Raw genomic sequence first — 24,840 nt, 5'->3', positions numbered from 1 at the left:
GCTACGTCCTTCGCGCGTGCAGGAGCAGGATCGAGGACAGGGACGGCGCGGCACAGGCCAGCCGGTCCAGGGCGCGCAGCGGACGCGGTACGCCGTGGAAGGGCGCGCCCGCCAGCCGGACGACCTCGAAGCCCGAGGCGGTCACGAACTCCCTGAGCGCGCGGGCCGTGTAGAGCCGCAGATGGCCGACGACCTCCCGCCCCGGACGGCCATGGACGGCGCGCAGGCTCACCTCGGAGAAGACGGGCTGGACGCCGGCGAGCAGCAGGCCGCGGTTGTACCAGGCGGCGAGGTTCGGGGTGGACAGCATCAAGTGGCCACCGGGGCGCAGGACTCGGCGGATCTCGTCCAGGGCGCTGTCCGGGTCCACCAGGTGCTCGACGACCTCGCTGAAGAGCACCGCGTCCGCCGTTTCCTCCGCGAACGGCAGCCCTCCGTCGGCGAGTTCGCCGCGAATCACGTACGGGACGCGGGTGCGGGCCCGGCGGAGGGCGTCCTGCGACCAGTCGACGCCGACCACGCGGTGTCCGGCCAGGAAGGGCGCGGCGGTCGCGGCGGCGGTGCCGTCGCCGCAGCCGATGTCGAGCACGGTCCTGGCGCCCGCCGTGGCCGGGCCGAGCGCCGCGGCCAGCATCCGCGCCTGGCGCAGGCTGCGCGGGGTGCCGGAGGCGACGGGGACGGCCGGGTCCTCGTAGAAGTCCCGAAGTCCCCCACGGAATCCCTGTGCCGGGCCGGGCGGGGTGGCTGGAGTGGACGGGTCGGACGGGATGGCCGGAGTGGATGCGCGGGACGGGGTGGTTCTCGTCGACTTCGCGCCGGTCGTCATCCGCCGGTCTCCTCCCTCTCCTGCGTCGCGTGCAGGTAGTGCTCGAAGAGGTCACGGAGATGGGCTCCGTCGCCGTGCCCGAGCAGGCTGCGCGACCAGCGCAGCGCGAGGTGCAGACGGCCCGCGGTGGACGCGGTCGTGACGGTCAGCCCGCGGGGTGTACGGGCCGGGGCCGAGAACCAGACCGCCTGGGCGCGGCCCGCCTCCTCGCCGAAGTCGAGCGAGTAGGGGATGCGGCCGATGTTGCTGAGCAGCACGGTCGACGTCCAGGGCCCGGCCGCCCTGCGCAGGCCCCGGGTGACCGCGGCGCGCCAGGTCACCGGCACCACCGGTGCCGTCAACAGGGCCGCTCCATGGCCCAGTTGGGGCCGCTCGGCCGATTTCAGGGCGCGTGTGCGGGTGGCCGTACGGCGCAGCAGCTCGCCCATCCGGGACGCGTCCACCTCCTCGGGGGCGAACGTCACCTCGACCAGCCGCGTTCCGTTGCCGATCGGCATGTCCGCGCCGCGCGGCCGGTCGTCGACCGGCATCGTGATGCGCAGCGGCCGGGGGCGCGCGCCGTGTTCCCTGTTCCAGTGGGCGACCATCAGCGCGGTGGCGGCCATGAGCTGGTCGTTCACCGTGTACGGGGAGCCCTTGGGCCGGCGGGGCACACCGAGTTCGGTGACGATCAGGCCGTTGCCGGGGGAGGCCTCGGGGCTGCCCGGGGCGACCCGTGCGGGCGGGGTCCAGGTGGAGGGGGCCTTCCCGGACTCCGGCTCCGGGGCGTCCGGGGTGCGCACGGGCGGGGCGGAGGGCGTGTTGTCCCTGCCCCCGTACAGCTCCGCGGCGGTGGCGAGGACACGGAGGCAGGCGGGGCCGTCCAGGGCGGTGTGGTTGATGGTGAGGAAGAGGACGGTGCCCGTGCGGGCGGACCCCCGCGTGCCTTCGGCGGTGGCCGTGTCGGCGGGTGCTCCCGTGCTTCCGGGGGTGCCCGTGCTCCCGGGGGCGCCCGTGCTTTCGGGGGTGCCCGTGCTCCCGGGGGCGCCCGTGCGGGCGGGTTCGCGCGGGCCAGGGGTGTGTTCGCGGCTGCCGTCGAGGGTGCCGCGACCGCCTTCGGGGCGGCGTCCGGGGCCGGGGCCGCCCACCGCGTCCGTCGCCTCGCTTCCCACCGCCGGGCCCGCCCCCTCCACCACCTCCAGGCGGATGGGCGGGGACGCCGACAGGGGCGGCGCCTCCTGAAGGGCCCTGGTCCGCGCGGTGCGGAGGGCGTCCCTGCTCGGGGACGGGAAGGACACCACCCGCACGTCCGGCTCCGGAGTCAGTTCCCACTCGTAGCGGCGGCTGTACCAGGCCCCGGCGGCCTCGCGCATCAGGATGCGCGGATGGCGGCGGAGGGCCTCGGTGAACGCGGCCGTCAGGCGGGCCGGGTCGAGCCGTCCCGGCAGGTGGACCTCGATGTGGACGGTCTCCGGCTCCTCCTCCTGGAGGCAGTGCCGGGCGACCTCGTCCACCACCGGGAACGGAACGCGTACGGAGGGTCCCACGGGGCCGCCCGTGCCGTCCCGTGCCGGATGCTCCACCGCGGTCATGCCGAGGTGTCCTTCCCCGTGTCGTCCCGGGGCTCCTCGGGCGGCGTCGTCCGGAACCTCGGCTTGCGGAAGGCGATCCGCGCGGTCGGCGGATCGGTCTCGGGCCGGGCCGCCCCCGGCCCGCGGGCGGAGATCGTGGGCCCGGAGGTGACCCCGGCGCCGGTCACGGCGTCCCGGGGCCCGTCCGCGGCCGCACCGGCACCCCGCTCCGGGGCACTCGCACCGCCCCGCGCCGCACCGCCCGCCTGCTCCTCGGCGCGGGCTTCACCCTCCGCCGGCCGGACCCCGGGTTCGGCCGCCCCGGCCTCCCGCTCCGCCGGCCGGACCCCGGGTTCCGGCGCGCCGGCCCCCGGCCCGGCCGGAGAGGCCGCGTGGCCCGCCGCGCCGGCCCCCGGCTCCGCCGCGTGGCCCTCCCGTTCCGACGGACCCGCACCCCGCCGCGCCCTGAACCCGGCCGGCAGGGTTCCCGGGCCGCGCGTCTCGCCGCGTACCCGCTGCGGCAGCGGTGCGGTGGGTGCCTGCGACGAACCCGGCGGCACCGACGATCCCGCAACGGCAGCGGCCGCGGATCCACCGGGTTCCCGCACACTCACCAGTCCCGCGAACAGCCCTGTCAGCGCGAGGAGTTGAGCGGCGTGCCCGAACGCGCCCCCGCCCGCCGAGGCCGGCGATCCCGCACCCGTCGCGGCGGCGATCCCCGCCCCGGCGAGCGCGAGGAACGCGATCGGCACGAGCAGCGCGTGCCGGCGCCGGGCGAGCAGGGCCAGGGCCGGAACCAGCAGGGCGAGGAAGCCCGCCACGACGACACCGACCAGGGTGAGGGCGATCAGGCCCGGCCACATACCGGGCGGCGGCGGCACCGGCTGGGGCTCGTCGGGGTTGGGTGAGCGGCGGCGCCACACGACGAGGCCCACGAGCACGGCGAGGGCGACCCCGCCGCCGATCAGTCCGGCCTCGTACGTCGTCGAGGGCTCGTACGACAGCTTGACCGTGCCGCCCGCGCCGGACGGGATCTGCCAGCCCTGCTGCCAGCCGTCGAGCCGCACCGGCGTCAGTTCCCTGCCGCCCAGGGTGGCCTTCCAGCCGTCGTTGAAGTTCTCGTACGTCGTCAGGTACGAGGCCGCGCCCGCGCCGACCGTCACCTCACGGCGGTCGCCCAGCCAGTCCCGTATCTTCAGGGCCCGACCGGAGCCGGCGGCCTCGCCGGGTGTGCCGCGCGTCAGCGTCACGTCCGTGACGGCCAGCGGCCCGCCGTCGCCCGCCTCGATCCGGTGCGCCCCCTCGGAAAGTGACAAGTCGGCGTCCGGCCGCCCCTTCTGGCAGAGCGTCACCTCGACGGCCCGGCGCTCCACCAGGTCCCGCACCGTTCCCATCGCACTCGTCTCGTACAGCTTCCCGTCGACCGCGACGACCGGGCCCTTCCCGCAGGGGAGCGAGAAGGGGCGGGTGCCGGCCGGCTGGGGGGTGCGGTACTGGTCGAGTGCGGGGATGTACGCCTCCGTGAGGCCGACCGGCAGTTGCAGGTCGGCTCCGGCCACCGGGTTGTGGACGGTCAGCGGCGCGGTCTCGGTGACGGTGATGTCGAGGTGATCGGTGGTGATCGGGTCGAAGCGGGCCCAGCCGTTCTCGTCGACCCCGGCGATCACCGCGCCGTCCGGGGAGCTGATGTCGATCTTCGTCGGGCGGGTCGACAGACCGCCCGCCGGGGCCAGCACGACCGACGACACGGACTGTTTGCCGGGCCAGCTCAGATGAATCGTCGGGTTGCCGCCCGCGATCCACGCCGTTGTCAGGTCCCCGTCCGTGAGGTTGCGCGCGGACAGGCCCGCACCCAGCCTCGCCGTCGAGTCCGCGGTCGCCGTGATCCGGTTCTGCTGCTCGGGCGCGGCCTCGTACAGCAGCTTGTCGAGTTCTCCGCCCGGCACGGGGACGGCGTTCGCCCTCATCGTGTACGTCCCCGAGGCCGAGGTGGAGAAGAGGCGGTGCAGGCCCGCCTCGGTCCCCGTCGGGGAGAGCCCGGTCGGGTCGGTGGAGCGGTGCAGGGAGACGATCTCGGAGGAGGCGTCCGAACCCGAGGCGTCCGTGGGGAGCCTCAGCAGCCGGGTCACCCGCACGTCGGGCAGCTCGATCTCGGAGAAGCCCGCGCCGGTGAGACCGGCGTGCCGCGCGGTGGAGCCGATGATCGTGATCTTCAGCCAACTCGTCGATCCATAGCGGGCCTTGACGGACTGCTTCATGCCGTTCGGGCGGAGGTAGCTGGTCGCCGAGCCCTTTTCGGTCTCGACCCGGACCCGGGTCGCGGCCGAGCGCACACCGTCCTGCGGCAGCGGGATCACGTCGAAGGACGTGGGCATGTCCACGGAACCGTCGAAGCGGATCCGCAGCCACTGGCCGTCCGCCGAGCCCGCCGCGCCCTCGGCCCAGGCGGTGTCGGGGTTCCCGTCGAAGGCGTTCACCGGGTCGTACTGCGGGAGATGGAACAGCCAGTTGCCGCTGGACGACGCCGTGACGGAGCGGGCGCCGCGCAGCTCCGCGACCGTCTGGTGCCCGACGCCCTCGACCGGAAGGATCTGGTGCGGCCGGCGGCCGGGGTCCTGCACGCTGTCGCTGTCGTTGCGCTGGTCGCGCGTGTACGTGTACGAGGTGTTGGCGTTGACCAGGCCGAAGCGGGTGTCGGCGCGGCGCAGCCCGTCGCCCACCACCTGGACCGGCGGGGTTCCGAGACCGGGATGGTTGTCACCGGTCAGCACGGCGGCGCGGCCCCGTAGCGAGGGGTCGGAGGCCAGCGGCAGCAGCGACTCGGGGCCGCCGGAGACCACGGCGGTGTCGGCGATCGCCTTCAGTCCGGCCTGCCCGGGCCGTGCCACCGCCTGATCGGCCGGCTCGTAGATCTCCACGGCGCGCCGGCGCGGATAGAGGCCCTCGACCGGCATCGGGGTGCCGTCCGCGATCCGGCCGCCGGTCATGACCGGCCCGAATCCGTCGACCCGCCGGTAGCCGGACTGTTCCAGGGTTCGCCGCACGGTCGCGGTCGGGACGTAGCCGATCTGGTCGGGGTCGAGATCGTTGCGCACCACGACGTAGTAGAGGCCGGCGCGGCTCAGATAGTCCGCCAGGCCCGGGACGTCACCGCCGGTCAGCAGGGCGTGCTCGACCGCGTCCATGGCGCGCCGGTTGCCCGCGGTGCCGAAGGGGACATAGTCGCGCTCGGCCCAGCGGGAGTCGGCGAGCACGTCGAGGGGCTCGTCGATGGGGGAGCCCCAGGTGTAGATGCCGTGCGCGGTGGCGGGGACGACGAGGGCGCGGGAGTCCGGCGAGTACTTCTCCAGCCAGTCGGCGGTGGTCTGCCAGTAGCGGGGGAGCTCCCGGAACGAACCCGGTTGCAGGATCGACCCGTTGAGATAGGGCCAGGCGAGTCCGGGCAGTACGAGGACCGCCGCGATCAGCGGGGCGAAGCGCCGGCCGCGTACCGGGCGGGCGCCGCGCGGCTGCGCCGCGACACCCACCAGATGCGCCAGACCGAGGGTGAGGGCGAGCGCGAGGCCCGTCTGGAACTTGTAGATGTTGCGGAAGGGGACGAGCCAGCCGTTCAGCCAGTCCTGGACCACGCCGTGGAAGGGCGCCCCGAACGAACCGCCGTACCCGGCGAGGGTGATGAGCGCGACCGACAGGACGGTCAGCACGAGCCAGCGCCGCTCGGGCATGTCACGTCTCGCCAGTCCCGCGAGGCCGAACCCCGCCGCGAGCGCCGAGCAGACGATGACGATCACCGAGGACGCGACGGACCAGCCGGCCGGCAGCCAGGCCTCGCCGAAGTGCAGATACGCCACCCAGTTGCCGGCGCCGCGCAGCGACTCGGTGGCCGACATGGTGGCCGTCGTGGTCCCCGAAGTCTCTATGTAGGGAAGGAAGTTCTCCCCGTAGACGCCGAGCAGCAGCAGCGCGATCCACCACCAGGCCGTCGCGAGGATCACGCCCGGAACCCACCACGCGATGAGCTTGCGCCGCCGGGGTCCGCGCGGGCGGGACAGCAGATAGAGCCCGACCGGCAGGAGCGACGCCAGGGTCGCGGCCGCGTTCACCCCGCCCATGAAGGGGACGACCAGCGCCGAACGCAGGGCCGCGATCCGGGCGGTGTACCGCTCGTCGGTGAGCGGCAGCAGGACCCAGGGGAGGAGAGCGCCCGGGAGCGCGGCCGCCGAGGTCGACCCGACCACGATCGTGAAGACCGGCCACAGCGCGTACGCGACGGCGGCGAGCAGACGGGACGCGCCGCTGCCGGTCCGCAGCCGCTCGGCCAGCCTGAGCGCGCCCCAGAAGGCGACGGTCACGATGACCGACAGCCACAGCCGTTCCGCCAGCCATACCGGGAGGTGGACCAGCCGGCACAGGCCGTAGTACGGCAGCATCGGCCAGGCGTAGCCGACGTACTGGTCCTGGAGGCCGCCGAAGCCGCCCCGGTCGTGCCACAACTGCCCCAGGTCGGAGAGGAACTGCCAGGGGTCGAGCGCGACACCGAGTTTGGTGTCGAAGGTCGTGCGCCCGGGGTGCACGGCCAGGAACAGCACGAACACCACGGCCCAGAAACCCAGCAGCCAGCGCCGGGAGCGCGGCCCCTCCGGGGGGCCTGACGTGCCGGCGCCGGTGCGGACGGCTGCCGGGGGAGGAGCCTGGACCGTGCTCGTCATGGTGGACACCGCCGGAGGATGAGGAGGAGGTTCCAGGTGGCGAACTCGCGCAGCCCCGGCGCCTTGGCGACGGCCTCCGCGAGGAAGGGCCAGTAGCGGGAACGGGCCGAGACGACCGTGATGTCGTCGCGGGCGCGCACCTGCCGCAGGGTGGTGCCGATGTGCACGGCGAAGAGGTTCTCGCCGAGGGTGTGCTTCGCGGGTCTGCCGGTTCGGCGCCGGTAGCGGGCGCGAGCCCGCTCGGCGCCGAAGTAGTGCCAGGGGGCCCACTCGTGACCGCCCCACGGGGACAGCCAGTTGGTGAAGGACACGTAGATGAGCCCGCCCGGGCGGGTCACCCGGACCATTTCGCTGAGGAAGGTCTGCGGATCGGCCACGTGCTCGAGGACGTTGGAGGAGAAGCAGACGTCCGCCACACCGTCCGCGAGCGGCAGCAGATATCCGTCCGCGACCACGGCCGACTCGGGGGGCTTCGGGCCGAGTTCCCGCATGTCCGGCTCGAAGAGATAGGCGTGGGCGCCGCGTCGCCGGAACTCCTCGGTGAAGTAGCCGCCGCCGCCCCCGATGTCCACGACGGTGCGGCCCTCGACGGCTCCGTACGCCGCCTCGACCTGGTCGGCGGCGTCCCGGGCGAGCAGCGCGTAGCAGGCCGCCGGGTCGTCCTGTTCATGCAGGAAGGCGCGGAAGAGGGCGAGGGAACGACGTACGGAGGGGTCCTTGAGGCCGGCACCGGCACCGGCACCGGCACCGGAACGTTTCCGCTTGCCGCCGCCCGCCCGCCCGCCGGCCGACATGGGGCCGGCACCGGTCGGCCCGGCGTCGGTCCGGCCGTCTCCACCGGTGGGCCCGGCGGGCGTCATGGCGTCCAGCCCCTCACCGCCTCCGCGGCCACCGCTTCGAACCGGCGGACCGTGTGGTTCCAGCGGTAGCGGGCCGCGCGGTCGCGGGCCGCCCGGCCCATCAGGGTGCGGCGGTCGGCGGACAGGGCCAGGGTGCACCAGGCCGCCGCGAAGGAGGACTCGCCGCGGGCCAGCACCCCCGTCTCGCCGTCCACGACGGAGTCCCGCAGCCCGGGTACGTCGAAGGCGATCGCCGGGGTCTCGCGCGCGCCAGCCTCGGTGACCACCAGGCCCCAGCCCTCGACCGCCGACGGGTGCAGCAGCAGCCAGGCGGCGCAGAGCAGCCGGTGCTTCTCGGCCTCGGACACATGGCCGGTGAACTCGACTCCGGGGCCGGCGAGTTGTGCGAGGCGTGCCCGCTCGGGACCGTCCCCGACGATGACCAGCCGGCCGCCGGTGACCGGGCGGACCCGCTTCCACAGCCGCAGCAGCAGATCGATCCGCTTGTACTCGACGAGCCGCCCCACCGCCACGAACAGCGGCTCGCGCGAGCGCGCGGCGCGCGGCCCCGGCTCCTCGACCCCGTTGTGCACGACCCGGATACGGTCCCGCTCGACCCCGATCGTGTGCAGGGCGTGCGCCGTCGACGGAGAGACGGCGACCAGCAGATTGCCGCGCTGCGCGCCGGCCAGTGCCCAGTGCTCGAGTCTTCGGCCGAGCCGGGCGGCGGGCGCGAGCGGTCCGCCGAACCGCATCGTCCACAGATCCGTGTGCACATGGTTGACCAGGCAGAGCGTGGGACCGTGATGCCACAGGGGTGTCAGATACGGCAGCCCGTTGCACACCTCGACGAGCAGGTCGCAGTCGCCGACCTGACGGTGGAAGGCGGGGCGGGCGCGCAGGAAGTGGCCCAGGTCGCCGCCCGCCGAGACGACCCGGTAGTCGCGGAAGGACGCGGGGCCACCGCACAGCAGGGTGACCTGGTGGCCGAGCCGGGTCAGTCCTTCGGCCAGCCGGTCGACGAGGATCTCGGAGCCGCCCGCCGCGGGATTGCCGAGATCACGGCGGGCGAGGAAGACGATGCGGCGCGGGTGTGGGGGGAGCGCCTGAGGGTACTGCGCGGAGCGCGGGGACGCGGTGCGCAGCGGGGACGGCACGTGCTGGGGCATGGGTGCTCCAACTCGTCTCGGGGTGCGGAACTCAGTGTGGGGGGCGGGACGCGGCGCGGATCATCGGTGTTCGTGCGGTCTGGGACGCTTTCCGTGGGTGATGCCGGGGGGCCGCCCGGTGGTGGGGTGCGGGCGGTTGCTGTAACGGGGCTGTGGACGTGCTGTGTTCGGGTGGGGTTGGACAGTTTTCGCCGAGCCGTTCGCGTCGGCTACTCACCGGAGTGACAATTTCGGGGCTTTGTGGAGCTGACGGCACATCACATCGTGAGGGAAGTAGGGGGCGACTCGGGCGAACCGGGATCACGCCGCCCACGTACCATCAAAACGGCACCCACCAGAGCCAGTACGAATCCCAGCACACCGGCACCGATCGGCAACGTCTCCCCCAGGAGGCGCAGTTGGCCGCTCTCGGTCTTCGCCTGCTCGACCTGGTCCCGCTGGGTCGCCGCGGTGAAGGCCAGCTTCCGGCTGTCCAGGAGCACCGCCGCGTCCTTCTCGACGCCCGGTGCGCGCAGCGTCCTGCGCGGGCCGACCTGCGCGTAGATCACCCGTCCGGTGCGCTGGTCCACGACGAGGTCGATGAGGTGGTTGGCGTACCACTCCTCGGCGAGCACCTGGCTGCGCTGCGGCTCCCCGACGATCGCGCCCGGCACCAGCCGCGTCCCGGTCCGGGTGGCGGGGACGGTTCCGGTGAACCGGTACCCCTCGTACCCCCGGATCTTTTTGATGCCCTTGTAGTGCAGGGTGACGGGCGCGCCGAGGGAGTTGTCCCACCAGCGGTACGCGCGTTTTTGCACGTCGAAGGGGAACTTCAGGTAGGCCTCGCCCTCGTAGTACGGGCTCTCCTGGCAGCAGTGCGCCGGCTGGTTGGACCTCCGGTCGGTGACCCAGCGGCCCGGCGTGAACTCCAGGGCGTCGTGCGGGTCGGCCGCGGGCAGCGAGCCGTCCGTGTCGACCGTCGTCGTCACGTCCCAGACGGCCTTCCCGCTGCGCTCGCTGTCGGCGACGTCTCCCCGCACCACCTGGGTGACGGTGATGTTCTGGCCGGGCACGGTCTCGACCTTCTCGACGTCGAAGACGCTGCCGGTGCCGGTGTAGACGGCGGTCGTGTCGATGTCGATCGGGTTCACGGCGGCACGTGGCTCCACGTACCAGACGAGCATCGGGGCCAGCACGAGGAGAAAGGTGCCGAGGCCGACGAGGATCAGGGAGACGGGTGAGAACTTCCGGCGCATCCGGGCACTCCAGGGGCGTGAGGAGGCTCGACGCACGAGTGATATCTGGTGGTACGAGGTGATACGGATGCGTCGACACCGAGGGAGAAAGTGCACGTGCGGTATGGGCCGGGAACCGTAGGCGCACCCTTGACGGAGTGTCAATGCATTGTCGAGACTGGCTCCTGCCGGGCGGGGCCGGCAGGGGCTGTGTCCGTGGGACCACTCGACCGGTGGCCGCACGGCCTTGGGGTGGGGACGACCTCCGACCGAGAGGCTGACCCTGCGATGTCCAGACTGCTCGCCGCCGTACTCACCGTCGTCGCCGCCGCCGCACTCGCCGTGGGCGCCGCACTCGACATCGTGGCGCTGCTCGACGCGACCCCCGACCAGCCGAACACCCCGCTGATCACCTACGAGAATGCCGGCCAGGAGCGCTGACCGTGTCGAGCCGCGGAGGCGCACGGCCGGCGCTGTCGCGCGAGGACGAAGGTCCCGCCCGGCCGGACGGGGCGGAGATCCCGGGGGCGCGCGGAGACCCCGGCGAAGCGGGGCCCGGACGCGGTCGCCCTCCCGGCGACGGCTGCGACGCCCCGGACCCGGACCGAACGGCGCAGAGCCGCTCGGGAGCCACCGGCACGCGCTCGGCCTGGCACGACGTTCCGCGCCTCAAAGTGCGCCAGTTCGCGACGATCGCCATGGCCGAGGCGCCGGTGCTCGCCGAGGAGATCCTGCGCGAGATCCGCCGCGAGTACCCGCACCTGCCCCTCGTCCTCGACGACTCCGGCGAGCCCATGGCCCTGGTCGGCATACGCCGCGCCATCGAGGTCTTCGTGCAGCACCTGGAGACGGCGGAGGGCCGCCCGCGCGTGCACCCCGAGGTCTTCCAGGAATTCGGCCGGGGCGAGGGCATGCACGGCCGCACCCTCGACTCGCTCCAGGCGATCTACCGGCTGGGGGTCAGACTCGCCTGGCGGCGGTTCGCGGAGATCGGGCTGCGCGTCGACATCCCGCCCCCGGCGATGTACGAGCTCGTCGACGCGGGATACGAGTACCTGGACGGGCTCGTCGACCAGTCCGTACGCGGCTACGCCGAGGCGGCCGCCCGGCAGGCCGGGGAGCGGCTGCGCCTCCAGCGGCGTCTGATGGAGCTCCTGCTCTCCGAGGACCACACCCGGGGCGACCTCGCCGAGGCGCTCGTCGAACGGGCCGCCCGGATCGGCTGGCCGCTGCCCGGCCGGCTGGCCGTCGGAGTGCTGCTGCGCCCGGCCCGGGAAGCCGTCGCGCCCGCCGTCGGACCGAGCGTGCTGCTCGACATGGAGTACGAGCAGCCGCGCATGGTCGTGCCCGAGCCGGCCGCCGCGGGCCGCCCTGAGCTGCTGCACCGGGCGCTGACCGGATGGTCGGGGGCGATCGGACCGCCGGTGCCGCTGGCCGACGCCGCGAAGTCGCTGCGCTGGGCGGAGGCCGCCGTGCGCCTCATGGAGCGCGGGCTGCTCCCCGCCGGCGAGGTCCTGCACTGTACGGAGCACACCGAGGCGCTGGTCCTGCTCCAGCCCGAGGAGCTGATCGACGATCTCGCCCTGCGCTGTCTGGAACCACTCGCCCACTGCGGGCCCACCCACGGCCGGAGGCTCGCGGAGACGCTGCTGGCCTGGCTGGAGACACGGGGCGGCGCCCCCGAGGTCGCGGCCCGTCTCGGTGTCCATCCGCAGACGGTCCGTTATCGCCTCCGCCAGATCAGAGAGCTGTGGGGCGACGAGATCGACGACCCCGACCGGCGGTTCGAGCTGGAGCTGGTTCTGCGCGCGCAACGCCTGCGGGGCGAACTGGGAGATCCCCGCCCGCGCCGCTGACCGGGCCGCCGGCGCCGGCCGGCGCCCACGGCCTCTCCCGTCCGTCCGCCGTGCCGGGTGGGGAGGCCCGACGCGGGCCTCGCCGCGGACCCTCCGGGCCGACACCATGCCTCAACCCATTGCCCGGCCAAGCCCAATATGACTAGCCTGTGTTCGTCATCCCGATCGTCTGTTGAAATTTCGAACATAAGGGAGGGGGCCGGTTGTGGGACGCCTCGTACCTGCCGTGACCCGAGCTCTGGACATACTGGAACTCTTCCTCGACGGGGACGGGACTCTCTCCGCCCCCGACATCGTGCGCAGACTCCAGCTGCCGCGCACGACCGTGCACGAACTGGTGACCACCCTCGCCGCCCGCTCGTACATCGTGCAGGTGCCCGGCCAGCCGGGACGCTACCGGCTCGGCGTGCGCCCGTACCAGCTCGGCAGCCGTTACGCCGAGCAGCTCGACCTCGCGGCCGAGGGTCAGCAGGTCGCCCGCTCCGTCGCCGAGACCTGCGACGAGACCGTGCACGTGGCGATCCTCGAGGGCACCGACGTCATCTACATCGCGAAGGTCGACTCCACGCACGCCGTCCGGATGGTCTCGGCGGCCGGCCGCCGTCTTCCCGCGCACTGCACCTCCGTCGGCAAGATGCTGCTCGCCTCCCTCTCCGAGCCGGAGCTGACCTCGCGCGTCCCCGACGACGCCGACCTCGTCGCGATGACCCCGAACAGCATCACCGAGCCGGGCGCCCTGCGCGAGGCCCTCGCCGAGATCCGCCGTCGCGGGATCGCCGTGGAGAGCCGTGAGTCCAACCCGGACGTCAGCTGTGTCGCCGCCCCGGTGCGTGACCGCGCGGGACAGGTCGTCGCCGCGCTCTCCATCTCCGTACCGATGATCCGCTGGAGCGACGACCGCCGTGTCGAGCTCGAGCAGCTCGCCGCGAAGGGTGCCGCGGAACTGTCCGAGCGGCTCGGCCACCGGAGCGTGGGATGACGGCCGTCGAGGTCGCGGTCCCCGCGCACGCGGCCCTCGGCGAGGGGCCGACCTGGGACCCCGTCGAGCGCCGGCTCATCTGGGTCGACGTCCTCGGCTCCCGGATCCACACCTACGACCCCGCCTCCGGCCGCCGCACGGTGCTCGCCACCGAGCAGCACGTGGGCGCCGCCAAGCCCCGCGCGGGCGGCGGCCTGGTGGTCAACCTCCGCGACGGCGTGGGCCTCTACGGTCCGGCGGGATCCGGCGCGTTCCGCTGGCTGCACCGGGAGCCCGTGCCCGGCCGCCGGGCCAACGACGCGGCCGTCGCCCCCGACGGCTCGCTGTGGTGCGGCACCATGCGCTACGACGAGGCGCCGGGCGGGGGCACGCTGTCGCGGATCGCCCCCGACGGCACGGTCCGCCCGATCCTCGACGACGTCGCCGTCAGCAACGGCACGGGCTGGAGCCCCGACGGCCGCCGTGTCTACTACATCGACTCGCCGACCCGCCGCGTCGATGTCTTCGACATCGGCGACGACCGGCTCCCCGTCGGCAGGCGCCCGTTCGCGACCGTGGAGGACGGTTTCCCCGACGGTCTGACCGTGGACGCCGACGGCTGCGTCTGGGTGGCCCTGTGGGACGGCGGAGCGGTCCGCCGCTACACGCCGGACGGCGCGTTGGACCGGGTCGTCGAGCTGCCGGTCCGCCGCCCGACCTCCTGCGCGTTCGGCGGGGCCGACCTCACCGACCTCTACATCACCACCGCCCGTACGGGCCTCGCGGCACCGCACCCGATGTCCGGCTCCCTGCTTGTCGTCCCGGGCGTGGGCAAGGGCCTGCCGCAGCCGGCGTTCGCCGGATAGCCGACGCGCGTACGTCCCCGCCCGGTTGTCGGTCACTGGGCGGGGACTTTCGATTTTTGCGCAGACCATTGACGAGTAAGCGCTTCCTGTCTACGGTCCCGTTCGGAGTTGCGATCGATTGTCGACATTTCGAACAGCGGGGGCGAGGAATGGAACGACCTGGCCCGAGCCGGGGGCAACTCCTCTTCTCCGTGGGCGGGTTGACGGCCGCGGGCAGTCTCGGCTTCGCCGCGCTCGGCACCGGCACCGGCACCGGTGCGGACGCGCTCGCTTCCGGCGCGAGCGCACGGGCGCGGTCTGAGGACCCCTTCTGCGACGCCGACGACTCGGGGCACCCACAAGCCGCGCTTGAACCGGCTGAACTGGACGAAGAGCGGCCGGCCCGTCGCCGGTCGGGCGCGCGGGACCCCATCGGAACCGTGGCACCGCCGCGTGGGCGCGACCGGCCACGGCAGACCCGCACACGCCCACGGAACACAAGCCACCCCCACTCAAGGCGCCCCCGAGAGGACACCATGCGCACCGCCCGCTTCGCCCTCGACCCCGCCTTCACCATCGGCGAGGTCAACCCCCGTCTCTTCGGTTCCTTCGTCGAGCATCTAGGCCGCTGCGTCCACACCGGCATCTTCGAACCCGGCCACCCGGCCGCGGACGCCGAAGGCCTGCGTACGGACGTGCTGGAGCTGGTCCGTGAACTCGGTGTCACAGCCGTCCGCTACCCCGGCGGCAACTTCGTCTCCGGCTACAACTGGGAGGACTCGGTCGGCCCCGCCGAGGAGCGGCCCCGCCGGCTGGACCTCGCCTGGCGCTCCACCGAGTCCAACCGCTTCGGGCTCAGCGAGTACATCGACTTCCTCAAGAAGATCGGCCCGCAGGCCGAGCCGATGATGGCCCTCAACCTCGGCACCCGGGGGGTCGCCGAAGCCCTGGAACTCCAGGAGTACGCCAACCACCCCTCCGGGACCGCCCGTTCCGACCTGCGGATCGCGCACGGCGACAAGGACCCGTTCGGCATCAGGCTGTGGTGCCTAGGCAACGAGATGGACGGCCCCTGGCAGACCGGCCACAAGACCGCCGAGGAGTACGGCCGGCTCGCCGCCGAGACCGCCCGTGCGATGCGGCAGATGGACCCGGACCTCGAACTCGTCGCGTGCGGCTCCTCCGGGCAGGGGATGCCCACCTTCGCCGCATGGGAGTCGACGGTCCTGGAGGAGACGTACGACCTCGTCGACCACATCTCCCTGCACGCCTACTACGAGGAGACCGACGGCGACCGGGACTCCTTCCTCGCCTCCGCCGTCGACACCGAGTCGTTCATCGAGAACGTGGTGGCGACCTGTGACCACGTGGGCGCCCGCCTGAAGTCGGCGAAGAGGATCAACCTCTCCTTCGACGAGTGGAACGTCTGGTACCAGAGCCGGCCCGACCCGCATCCGGTCGAGGACTGGCAGGAGGCCCCGCGCCTGCTGGAGGACGTCTACTCCGTCACGGACGCGGTCGTGTTCGGCTCGCTGCTCATCGCGCTGCTGCGGCACGCGGACCGGGTGACGGTCGCCTGCCTCGCCCAGCTCGTCAACGTCATCGCGCCGATCATGACCGAACCGGGCGGCCCGGCCTGGCGCCAGACGACGTTCCATCCGTTCGCGCAGGCCTCGGCGCACGGGCGCGGGCGGGTCCTCGACGTCCGGGTGGACTCACCGACGTACACCACCCGCAAGTACGGCCGGGCGGATCTGCTGCACGCCACCGCGGTGCGCGCCGAGGACGGCTCGGTCACCGTCTTCGCCGTCAACCGCAGTCAGACCGAGCCGCTCCCGCTCGAAGTCGCCCTGCATCGGATGGGGTTGACGTCGGTCGTCGAGCACAGCGCGCTCGCCGACACCGACCCGGACGCCACCAACACCCTGCACGACCAGGAGCGGGTCACTCCGCACCCGGTCGAGGGGACCACGCTCCGGGACGGCACGCTGAACGCCGTCCTGGAGCCGCTGTCCTGGAACATGATCAGGCTGGTCTAGTTCCCGCCCCGGGCGGTCGTGGGGCCGGGGGAGTCCACCGGGGTCACCGGTACTCCTCCGGCCGCGCTGCCCAGCAGCGTCAGCTCCACCCGGCCGGGGCCCGCGAGTGTGGTCCCGTCGGACAGCACGGCGAGGGCCAGCGTGTTCAGCCCCCGTGTGCGCAGCACCCCGTTCGGAAGGACGAAGGTGTGCTGGGGCCCTACGTCGTTGATGTACTGACCCATGTTCCAGCCGTTCAGGAAGATCTGGACGCGATAGGCGCGGGCCGGGTCGTCGGTCAGGGTGAGGCCGATCGAGGCGTCCACACCGCTGTCGACGGCGAGCCGGAAGCCGGTGCGGTACCAGGTGACCCCCTGCCGACGCTCGGCCCGCGGGAAGTCGACCACCTCCCAGCCGTCGTCCGCGAACCCCGGCAGATGCCAGCCGTGCCGCTCCCCGTGCAGACCTCCGGTGTTGAGCGGTCCACGCACCGGATCGGGGGCCGTGGCCCCCTGGACGCGCCAGTCGACCGCGGGGGCCGCCCCGGTGAAGGTGACGTCCGTGAGGCCCCGGGCCACCTTGTGGGAGTCGTCGGCCTGTCCGTCCTGGTCGTGCTGCATACGCCGGACCAGGACGGACAGCACATGGGGGTGCCCGGCCCGCGGCCGGACGGGGAAGGCGGCGGTGGCCGCCCAGGTCCCCTTCCGTACGGTCTTCTTGTCCGGCACCGGCATCCGGTGCGTGCCCAGCGGCTCCCCGTCCAGCCAGGCCATCAACAGCCCCTGCGCTCCCGCGACATAGGAGAGGGACACCGACTTCGCGTCGCCCGCGTCCGCGAAGTGCCCCCGGTACCAGACGTCGCCGTAGTGGAAGCCGTAGTCGTCGGCGAAGAGGACGGGCTGCCCGGCGGGCACGGGCGTGACGCTGTACGAGGACTTCTTGTCGGCGACCCGCCACGCCGTGTCGTCGTGATCGGTGGCCGACTCGGGATTCCCCTCGGACCGGAGCCAGTTGGCCAGGGCGGGCAGCCGCACCTGAGGCACACCGGCCAGCGGCTGCTCGGCCCGCAGACTCCCGGACGTGGTGGCTCGGGCCTTCAAGGTGCCGTGGTTCCAGACGAGTTCGCACATCCCGCGCGGCCCCCACACCTCCAGGTCCGCCGCCCGCACCGTGTCCCCGGTGAGATGGACGGTCGTACCGCGCACGGCGGCCGTGCGCAGCAGCGCCGGGCCGCGCACCAGCACCGGACCCGACGGGGTGTCGTACCGCCACAGCAGGCGGGAGCTCTCGTCGTCGGCGAGCAGCAGCAGGAGGGGGGCGGCGATGCCGCCGCCCTCCACCAGCACCCGGGTGATGCCGCCGAGCCGGGCGTCGATCCGCAGGACCCCGTCCTGGTAGGTGTGCCCGGCGTTCCCCTCCAGCACGGTGACCGTCGGCTCGCTCGCGGACTCCAGACAGGTGCGCGTCGACTCGCCCGTCCGGCCCGTGAACACCGCGATGTCCTGCCGCCCGGCGGTCAGCCGCAGCATCGGCTGGGCGGTGGAGTACCGGAGCGTGCGCCGCCCGAGAGTGATGCCGGCGGCGAGCAGCCGGGCGTCGAGGCCGGGCACCGGCACCGCGACGGTCGTCCCCCCGAGCGGGACGGAGGCGACGGCCTCGGTGGAGGAGTCGTTGCGCAGCACGTGGAAGTGCGCCTTCGTGTCCGGGTTGACCAGATGGTAGGCCTTGATGCCGAGGTCGGCACCGAGGTCGGCACCGGTGTCGTCGGCGGGGATCACCTCGGCCCTTTCCAGCTTCGCCAAGTCGGGCACCGAGTGCAGCAGTTGCCCGATCTGGTGCATCGGGACGAGCTTCTCGGTCGGCTGCCGGGCCTCGTCGAGGGCGGCCCCGTAGTCGTACGAGGTGTAGACGATCGGCGCGGGCAGCCAGCCCCAGGACGTGCCGCCGAAGGTCATGTAGACGTTGTGGACCGTGATGCCGTTGGCGAGGTTGGTGAGGTAGAAGCGCCGCTCGTAGGCCGCGTCCCGGGTGCGGCGCGACTCCGCGTACCCCTTGCCGTCGAACTCGGCTCCGCCCCACGGGTCGAACCAGCCGCCCCCGAACTCGGAGATGAAGCCCGGGGTGTCCGGGCTGGCGGTCGAGCCGCCCTTCGTGCCGCCGGTGCCGAAGTGGCCCCAGTCCGGCGGGGTCTTGAAGGGTGAGGGGTAGCCGTCGAAGCCGTAGAGGTAACGCCCCCGCTCGCCGCCCGTGTCGAAGGTGCCGGGGGCCCAGTGGCCGTTCCTGCCCTTGTCGTTGTGGAAGAGCGGCACGTCGATGCCGTCGGCCCGCACCTTGGCGTAGAGGTGCGCCATGTAGTCGCGGCCCGCGGGCTCGGTCACATGGTTGTCGTACTCGTTCTCCAGTTGGTAGAGGACGATCGTGCCGCCGCCGTCGGTGTAGAGGTGGCGGGCGGCGATGCGGTCGATGGCGGTCAGCCACGCGTCGACGTGCTCCAGATAGGTCGGGTCGGAGGTGCGGGCCGTCCCCCGGGTGACGGTCAGCCAGCCGGGGAAGCCGCCCGCGTCGACCTCGGCGTTGATGTACGGGCCGGGGCGCAGGATGACGTACAGCCCGGTCTCGGCGGCGGTCCGCAGGAAGAGGTCGAGGTCGCGGACCCCGGTGAAGTCGAACTGCCCGGGGGCGGGGGAGTGGTAGTTCCAGGCGACGTAGATGCTGATCGCGTTGTAGCCGTGGGCGCGCACCTTCTGCAGGACGTCCCGCCACAGGGACGGGCTCGGCAGCCGGAAGGGGTGGATCTCCCCGGACCAGATCACCAGGCGCTTGCCGTCGATCAGCATCGAGTAGCGGTCGAAGCCGACCGTGTGCGCCCTGCCGTCGGCGGTGGGTGGTGCGGGCGGGGGCCCGGTGGGTGCGAGGGGCGCCCTTCCGGCCGCGCACGCCTCGATGCTCCCGCTGCCGCTCAGCGAGATGCCGAGCGCGGCGGTTCCGGCGAGTGCGCTGAAGGTACGTCTGCTCAACACCATGCGGGTCCTCCCGTGGACGGCGATGGGGATTCCCCCTGCTCGGACCGAGTCCGAGAACCCGGGGGAAGGTGCGGCCATTGTCCACACGGTCGGGTCATTTGATGGTCATATAAGGATCTCGGCGCGGGCGGATTACGCGGTATGGGCGGTTCGCGTGGTGCGGGCGGCACCGGAGGTCGTGGCGCGGCGGGACGCCGGCCGTGGCGGTGCGGCAGGCACCGGTCGCGGCCGGGGGCGGCCCGCGCGGTCGCGGGCCGCCCCCGGCTTCCGTGGGGGAAGGGGCGGGTCAGCTCGACTCGACGCCGAGCGTCAGGGTGCCGGTGTATCCGGCGGAGGCGGTGCTGCCGAGGGCCGTCAGGGTGAGGAGGCCGGAGGAGGCGCCGGCGTCGTCGTAGATGGAGTCCTGGGCGAGGGTGGTGCGGGTGACCTTGTTGGTGGAGTAGGGGGACACCTTGGCCATCGCCGTGGTGACCGTCTCGTTGAAGAAGAGCTGGCCGGTGTGGAGTTCCCTGCCGCCGGTGAAGGAGCCGTCGGAGGTGAGGGTGACGCCGGTGTGCACCTTGACGTGGATGTGCACGCAGCGGCCGCGGTACCAGCCGGGGTAGATCGAGGTGATGTTCGCGACGCCGGACGTGTTCGTCAGGACGCCGCCGCGCAGGAACGTGCCGTCGTCGGGTTCGCTGTGGCCGTTGTTGCCGACGAAGCCGGAGTACTCGCCGAGCGCGTCGGAGTGCCAGATCTCCACGAGGGCGCCCGCGATCGGCGCGCAGGTGTCGTCGTCGACGACGGTGAGCGCCAGCTTGAGCGGGGCGCCCGCCTTGCCTTCGGTGACGTCGGCGCGGACGAGCTGTCCGTCGAGGTAGTAGGGGCCTTCGGTCATCTCCTTGGTGAGGGTGCAGACGGCCGCCGCGGCGGCGGGGGTCGCGTCCGCCGCGCCGGTGCCGGGTGCGGCGGGTGCGGCGGCGCCCACGGCCAGTGCCGCGGCCGTGGCGCCCGTGGCGATCAGTACGGTGCGGCGCCCGACAGGCGCCTCTGACATGTCTTTCGAGGGGGAATCTGTCATGAACACGGCACCGTAGAAGTGGATGCTGTCGGTCGGCTGTCAGTTCCGTAAAGTGACAGCCCGTCAAGTTCCTTGTTGGACAGGTTGCGCGGTCGTCCCCGGTTCAGCGTGTCGTCTTCGCGATCGACGTCAGGACCGCCCCCGGATCGCCGCCCGGTGCGACGGACGCGCCGATCTTCGACCGGATCGCGGCCGCCACCCGCGACCAGCTCGTCTCGGAGAGCGGATACAGGCTCATGTTGCCCAGGGCGTCGAGGCCCTTCCAGAGCTTGCGGTGGCGGCCGTCGGCGCGCATGCGGGAGCTCACCGACTCGGTGACCGGGAGCAACTGGTACTCGGCGGCCTGCTCGCCGACGTACTTGTCGCCGTACAGGAAGTCGAGGAACGCGCCCGTCAGTTCGCGGTGGCCGCCCTGCTTGAAGGCGGTGATCCAGTCGGCGGTGCCCATGGTCGGCACGGTCTTGCCGGTCCTGCTCGGCAGGGCGACGGTGCCGTAGGACACATGCGTCGAGGAGTCCTCGATCTGCCGCATCAGGGAGAGCGGGGCGTTCACCATGGCGGCCTCGCCGTCGATGAAGGCGCTCAGTGCCGCGCCGCGGTTGAGCCTGCCGGGCGCGACCGGGCCCGTGAGGCCCGGCTCGACGAGGTTCGACCTGAGCCAGGTGAGGGTCGAGACGTTGGCGTCGGAGGCGAGGTCGTAACTGCCGCTGCTGTTGGTGTACCCGCCCTCTCCTGCCAGCAGCCACCCCAGGGTTTCCGCTTCCGCCTCCTCGGGCCCCAGCGGAAGCGCGATCGGGTACTTCACGCCCCGGGTCTTCAGCACCCGCGCGTCGACCAGGAGTTCCTGCCAGGTGGCCGGCGGTTCGAGGCCGGCCTGCCGGAACAGGTCCTTGTTGTAGTAGAGCAGCCGGGTGCTCGCGGTGAACGGCAGCCCGTACTGGGTGCCCGCCACCTCGCCCGCCTGGGCGAGGCTCCGTACGAACCCGGCCTGGACGGGGATCGAGAGCAGTTCCTCGGCCGAGTACAGCTGCCCGGCGGCCGCGTACTCGGCGAAGCTGCCGGTCTGCACGACGTCGGGCGCCTTGCCCTGCTTCACCAGCGCCGCGACCTTCGCGTCCACGGCGTCGGCCGGGTAGACCGTCGTCACCACCCGCACGCCCGGATGGGCGGCCTGGAAGTCGAGCCCGACCCGGTCCCAGTAGCCCTGCGAGTTCTTGTGGACGCTGTCGCCGTAGTTGGTCGCGACGACGGTCAGGGTGGTGGTCTTCGCGTCCTTCGTCCCCGATCCCGCGCCGCAGCCGGCCGCGCCCGCGGTGAGCCCGAACGCGGCGACCATCGTCATCATGATCCGAGCACTGCGACGCACGGCCATCACCCCTGTTCCAGCCTTCTCGACGCGCGTAGACGAAGAGCGTCGATCCTAGGCCGGGCGGCGGGCGGCGCACAGGGCCGCGACGGTTGCGTTTTGGTTCCGGCGGTGTGTCGGCGGTGGCGCGACATCACCGGGCCGTGACGCAGGACGGGAGGAGGGGACGCGTGAACCGCGAACGCGTCCGTGCCTCGATTCCGTCGGACACGGGTGGTTCCCGGCGGTCGGCCCGTGGCCGGTCGTCGGGTGTCCGCCCGCTGATGTGAGTGGCTTGAGGACCTGTCCGGCCGGTCGAGTCCCGGGAAGGCGACAACGCCGCAGGTGTGCGTACCGGACCCCGCGGCTGCGGCAATGACCGGCATGACCGGCCGGACAGGTCCTAACCGGCCTGGTTGTACAGCATCGCGCCCACGGCTCCCCAGCCGCCGTCCGACTGGGGTTGCGGCGGTGGCTCCGGCTGGGTCCTGCCCCTGACCTGGGCCGCCGTCAGGCCGCCCTGCGCGCCCAGGGAGGCGGCGTTGGCCATGCCGGGCATCCCCGTCTGGGCGGCCGGCTGGAGACCCGCCGACTGGGCCGGGGCGGGCATGGCCGCCGGGGGCATCTGCGCGGGCATCGCACCCGGGCCCTGGGCCGCGGCGGGCCAGGCGGTGGCCTGCGGCGGGGCGGGGTAGCCAGGGGCCGCCACGGGCTGCGGGGCGGAGTAGTTCGCGGCCGCCACGGGCTGCTGAGCGGGGTAGTTCGCGGCCGCGGCGGGCTGGGCGGGCGGCATGATGGGCTGCGGGGCGGGCGCGGCCTGCACCGGCGCGGGCTGACCGGGCCAGGCGTTGGCCTGGGCGGCCAGTCCCTGCATACCCGCTCCGTTGGTCGCGCCGACGAGCCGGTCCACCGCCGCCGTACCCGAGCTGTAGCCAGGCCCTGTGCTCAGCTCGGGTACGGCGGTTCCCCTCCTGGACCCGTAGAGCACCTGCTCCAGGCCGGACACCAGGCGACGCACGTCCGTCTGGGGGCGCACCACGAGTCTCAGGAAGCGGCTGGACGAACCGACTTTGTTGCCGCACTCGCGGACCAGGATGCGGTGCTCGGTGAGCAGCCGGTCCCGGACCACGGTGCCTTCGGCGCCGACGGGGAGGCGTACGAACAGGAAGTTGCCCTGCGAGGGGTAGATCGTCAGGCCGGGCAGCGCGGAGAGCTGGCGGGCCATGTCGAGCCGGTCGCGGCGGACCATGTGCAGGCTCTCCATGTATTCGGCGCCGTGGTTCTTGAGCATGAACACCACGGTCTCCGCGAAGGAGTTGAGGTTCCACTTCGGCAGCATCGAGCGGACCTTGCCGGCCAGGGCGGGGTTGGCCACGAGATAGCCGAAGCGGATGCCGTGCAGGCCGAAGTTCTTGCCGAGGCTGCGCAGCACGATGACGTTGGGCCGCATCACCGCGTCCTCGACCACGCTCGGCTCGGACTCGGCGTCGGCGAACTCCAGGAACGACTCGTCGATGATGATCAGGTCCAGGTCGGCCATCGCGTCCATGAACTGGATGACGGACTGGCGCGGCAGGAAGCCGCCGTCGGGGTTGTTCGGGTTGCAGATGACGGCGACCTTGGTGCCGCGAGCGCGGATGAACTTGGCGTACGCGGCCAGGTCGAGTGCGAAGCCGGTGGACTCCTGGAGCGGGAACATGTCGACCCGCTTGCCGGTCTCCATCGGCTGGTCGGTCCAGCGGCCGAACGTGGGGACGGGTATCGCGAGGGACTCACGGACCAGCAAGTGATCGATCCATGTGATCAGTTCGGTGGAGCCGTTGCCCATCGCGACGCACTGCGGCGGAAGTTGCAGCAGCGAGCACAGCTCACTGGTGATCGTGTCGGCGCTGCTCGGGTAGTAGGTGATGATCTCGCGCAGCCGGCTCGCGAGTTCGTCGAACATCGCGGGGGTGGGGAAGTACGGGTTGCACGGAATACAGAAATCCACGGGCCCGGCTCCGTCGCCCTCCCGCGTCAGTGCGGCCATCGACGGGCTGTGCGCCGCGGTGCCGCGAAAGAGCGAGGTGACATTGCCGGCCATGGAACCTCCGTATGGGCGGGCCCGCTGGGGAGGACGGGCCCTCCGTCTTTGGGTGGCCCGTGCGGGGGAGCACGGGCCGCCCTTTCATACGGATACGGATGTGGCGCTGTTCAACCGCTGCGAAATCGTGCGGACTTTGTGAACCGGCTGTGAAGTCCGGTCACGCACCGAACGAGTCCGGTCACGCACCGAACGAGTGCACCGTGCTGGTCCGGTACGTCTGTCCTGGCCGCAGCACCGTCGAGGGGAACGACGGATGGTTCGGGGAGTCCGGGAAGTGCTGGGTCTCCAGGCAGAGGGCGTCGCCCTGGCGGTAGATGTGACCGCCGGTGCCGACCAGGGTGCCGTCCAGGAAGTTGCCCGAGTAGAACTGCAGGCCCGGTTCGGTCGTCGCGATGCTCAGGGTGCGGCCGGAGGAGGGGTCGCGGAGCGTCGCCACATGCCGGGGCTTCGCCGTGATGCCCTTGTCGAGGGCCCAGTTGTGGTCGATGCCCTTGCCGTACAGAAGCTGCTGGTGGGCCACCCGGATGTCCCGGCCCACGGTCTTCGTCCGGCGGAAGTCGAAGGGGGTGCCCGCGACCTTGGCCAGTTCACCGGTCGGGATCAGACCCGAGTCGACGGGGGTGTAGCGGGCGGCCGCGATCTCCAGCTCGTGGTCGTAGATCGAGCCGCTGCCCTCACCGGCGAGGTTCCAGTAGACGTGGCTGGTGAGGTTGACGACGGTGGCCTTGTCGGTGGTGGCCTCGTAGTCGACGCGCCAGTCGCCGTGCCTGGTCAGGGTGTAGGTGACCTTCACCCTGAGCGTGCCGGGGTAGCCCATCTCGCCGTCGATGCTCGTGTAGTGCAGGACGAGTCCGACGTCGGAGCCGGACGTGAAGCCCTCCACGTCCCAGACGTGCTTGTCGAAGCCCTTCGTGCCGCCGTGCAGGCTGTTGACGCCGTCGTTGACGGAGAGCTGGTGGCTCTTGCCGTCCAGGGTGAACTGTCCCTTGGCGATGCGGTTGCCGTACCGGCCGATCAGGGCACCGAAGTACGGGCTGCCGGCCACGTAGTCGTCGATGGTGCCGAAGCCCAGCGAGACGTTCTTGTACCTGCCGTGCCGGTCGGGGATCTCCAGGGACTGGACGATTCCGCCGTACGACAGGACCTTGAGCCGTGTCCCGCCGTTCTCCAGCGACCACCGGTGGACCTTGGTCCCGTCGGCGAGCTTGCCGAAGAGCTCCTTCACGGGCTTCCTGCCGCCCGAGGCGTGCGCCGTGCCGATGGTGGCCGCGGTTAATCCCGCCGCCGCCGCTGCTGCGATGACCGTACGTCTGCTCGTTTCCATTTTGCGGCTCCTGCC

Annotated in this window: 16 protein-coding genes; 5 read left to right on the top strand and 11 right to left on the bottom strand. The window is 72.4% G+C overall.

Annotated elements, in window-relative coordinates:
* Position 1 precedes the first annotated feature (1 nt).
* The 6 genes from ACWD68_RS22480 to ACWD68_RS22455 all read right to left on the bottom strand — a co-directional run bounded on the left by ACWD68_RS22480 (position 2) and on the right by ACWD68_RS22455 (position 10,328).
* On the bottom strand, positions 2-826 hold the full coding sequence (locus ACWD68_RS22480; RefSeq protein WP_451808211.1) for a class I SAM-dependent methyltransferase: 825 nt from the start codon (positions 824-826) through the stop codon (positions 2-4).
* Entirely contained in the window at positions 823-2,397 is a 1,575-nt protein-coding gene (locus ACWD68_RS22475; protein WP_451808210.1) for a condensation protein, read from the bottom strand. The genes ACWD68_RS22480 and ACWD68_RS22475 overlap by 4 nt, the downstream gene beginning before the upstream one ends.
* Complete coding sequence (locus ACWD68_RS22470) at positions 2,394-7,085, bottom strand: alpha-(1->3)-arabinofuranosyltransferase domain-containing protein (protein WP_451808244.1); 4,692 nt, start codon at positions 7,083-7,085, stop codon at positions 2,394-2,396. Before ACWD68_RS22470 ends, ACWD68_RS22475 begins: the two co-directional genes overlap by 4 nt.
* Entirely contained in the window at positions 7,082-7,879 is a 798-nt protein-coding gene (locus tag ACWD68_RS22465) for a class I SAM-dependent methyltransferase (RefSeq protein ID WP_451808243.1), read from the bottom strand. Before ACWD68_RS22465 ends, ACWD68_RS22470 begins: the two co-directional genes overlap by 4 nt.
* A gap of 62 nt (positions 7,880-7,941) precedes the next feature.
* On the bottom strand, positions 7,942-9,093 hold the full coding sequence (locus ACWD68_RS22460; protein WP_451808209.1) for a glycosyltransferase family 4 protein: 1,152 nt from the start codon (positions 9,091-9,093) through the stop codon (positions 7,942-7,944).
* A gap of 257 nt (positions 9,094-9,350) precedes the next feature.
* A complete protein-coding gene (locus ACWD68_RS22455; protein ID WP_451808208.1) occupies positions 9,351-10,328 on the bottom strand; it encodes a DUF3068 domain-containing protein in 978 nt (325 codons plus the stop codon).
* Positions 10,329-10,595: 267 nt separating this feature from the next.
* On the opposite strand from ACWD68_RS22455, the gene ACWD68_RS22450 reads away from it, so the two are divergent.
* The 5 genes from ACWD68_RS22450 to arfA all read left to right on the top strand — a co-directional run bounded on the left by ACWD68_RS22450 (position 10,596) and on the right by arfA (position 16,005).
* The gene (locus tag ACWD68_RS22450; RefSeq protein WP_451808207.1) at positions 10,596-10,748 is read left to right on the top strand and encodes a hypothetical protein; all 153 of its coding nucleotides are present in this window, start codon (positions 10,596-10,598) and stop codon (positions 10,746-10,748) included.
* 233 nt (positions 10,749-10,981) lie between these two features.
* A complete protein-coding gene (locus ACWD68_RS22445) occupies positions 10,982-12,163 on the top strand; it encodes a PucR family transcriptional regulator (RefSeq protein WP_451808242.1) in 1,182 nt (393 codons plus the stop codon).
* Positions 12,164-12,368: 205 nt separating this feature from the next.
* Positions 12,369-13,142, top strand: a complete 774-nt coding sequence (locus ACWD68_RS22440; protein ID WP_451808206.1) for an IclR family transcriptional regulator — start codon at positions 12,369-12,371, stop codon at positions 13,140-13,142.
* Positions 13,139-13,987, top strand: a complete 849-nt coding sequence (locus ACWD68_RS22435) for an SMP-30/gluconolactonase/LRE family protein (protein WP_451808205.1) — start codon at positions 13,139-13,141, stop codon at positions 13,985-13,987. Before ACWD68_RS22440 ends, ACWD68_RS22435 begins: the two co-directional genes overlap by 4 nt.
* Before the next feature lie 515 nt (positions 13,988-14,502).
* Positions 14,503-16,005, top strand: a complete 1,503-nt coding sequence (gene arfA / locus ACWD68_RS22430; RefSeq protein ID WP_451808204.1) for an arabinosylfuranosidase ArfA — start codon at positions 14,503-14,505, stop codon at positions 16,003-16,005.
* On the opposite strand, the gene ACWD68_RS22425 is transcribed toward arfA, so the two are convergent.
* The 5 genes from ACWD68_RS22425 to ACWD68_RS22405 all read right to left on the bottom strand — a co-directional run bounded on the left by ACWD68_RS22425 (position 16,002) and on the right by ACWD68_RS22405 (position 24,825).
* On the bottom strand, positions 16,002-19,007 hold the full coding sequence (locus ACWD68_RS22425) for a beta-galactosidase (RefSeq protein ID WP_451808203.1): 3,006 nt from the start codon (positions 19,005-19,007) through the stop codon (positions 16,002-16,004). The two genes, arfA and ACWD68_RS22425, sit on opposite strands and share 4 nt — an antisense overlap.
* Positions 19,008-19,293: 286 nt before the next feature.
* On the bottom strand, positions 19,294-20,046 hold the full coding sequence (locus ACWD68_RS22420; protein WP_451808202.1) for an intradiol ring-cleavage dioxygenase: 753 nt from the start codon (positions 20,044-20,046) through the stop codon (positions 19,294-19,296).
* A gap of 127 nt (positions 20,047-20,173) precedes the next feature.
* Positions 20,174-21,442, bottom strand: a complete 1,269-nt coding sequence (locus ACWD68_RS22415) for an extracellular solute-binding protein (protein WP_451808201.1) — start codon at positions 21,440-21,442, stop codon at positions 20,174-20,176.
* A gap of 376 nt (positions 21,443-21,818) precedes the next feature.
* Positions 21,819-23,498, bottom strand: coding sequence for a pyridoxal phosphate-dependent aminotransferase (locus tag ACWD68_RS22410; protein ID WP_451808200.1), 1,680 nt, complete (start codon positions 23,496-23,498; stop codon positions 21,819-21,821).
* A 181-nt stretch (positions 23,499-23,679) separates the two neighbouring features.
* Positions 23,680-24,825, bottom strand: a complete 1,146-nt coding sequence (locus tag ACWD68_RS22405; RefSeq protein ID WP_451808199.1) for an aldose epimerase family protein — start codon at positions 24,823-24,825, stop codon at positions 23,680-23,682.
* Positions 24,826-24,840 lie beyond the last annotated feature (15 nt).

It is taken from the genome of Streptomyces sp. NPDC005141, from assembly GCF_053599975.1.
This window is presented reverse-complemented; position numbering and strand designations above follow the sequence as displayed.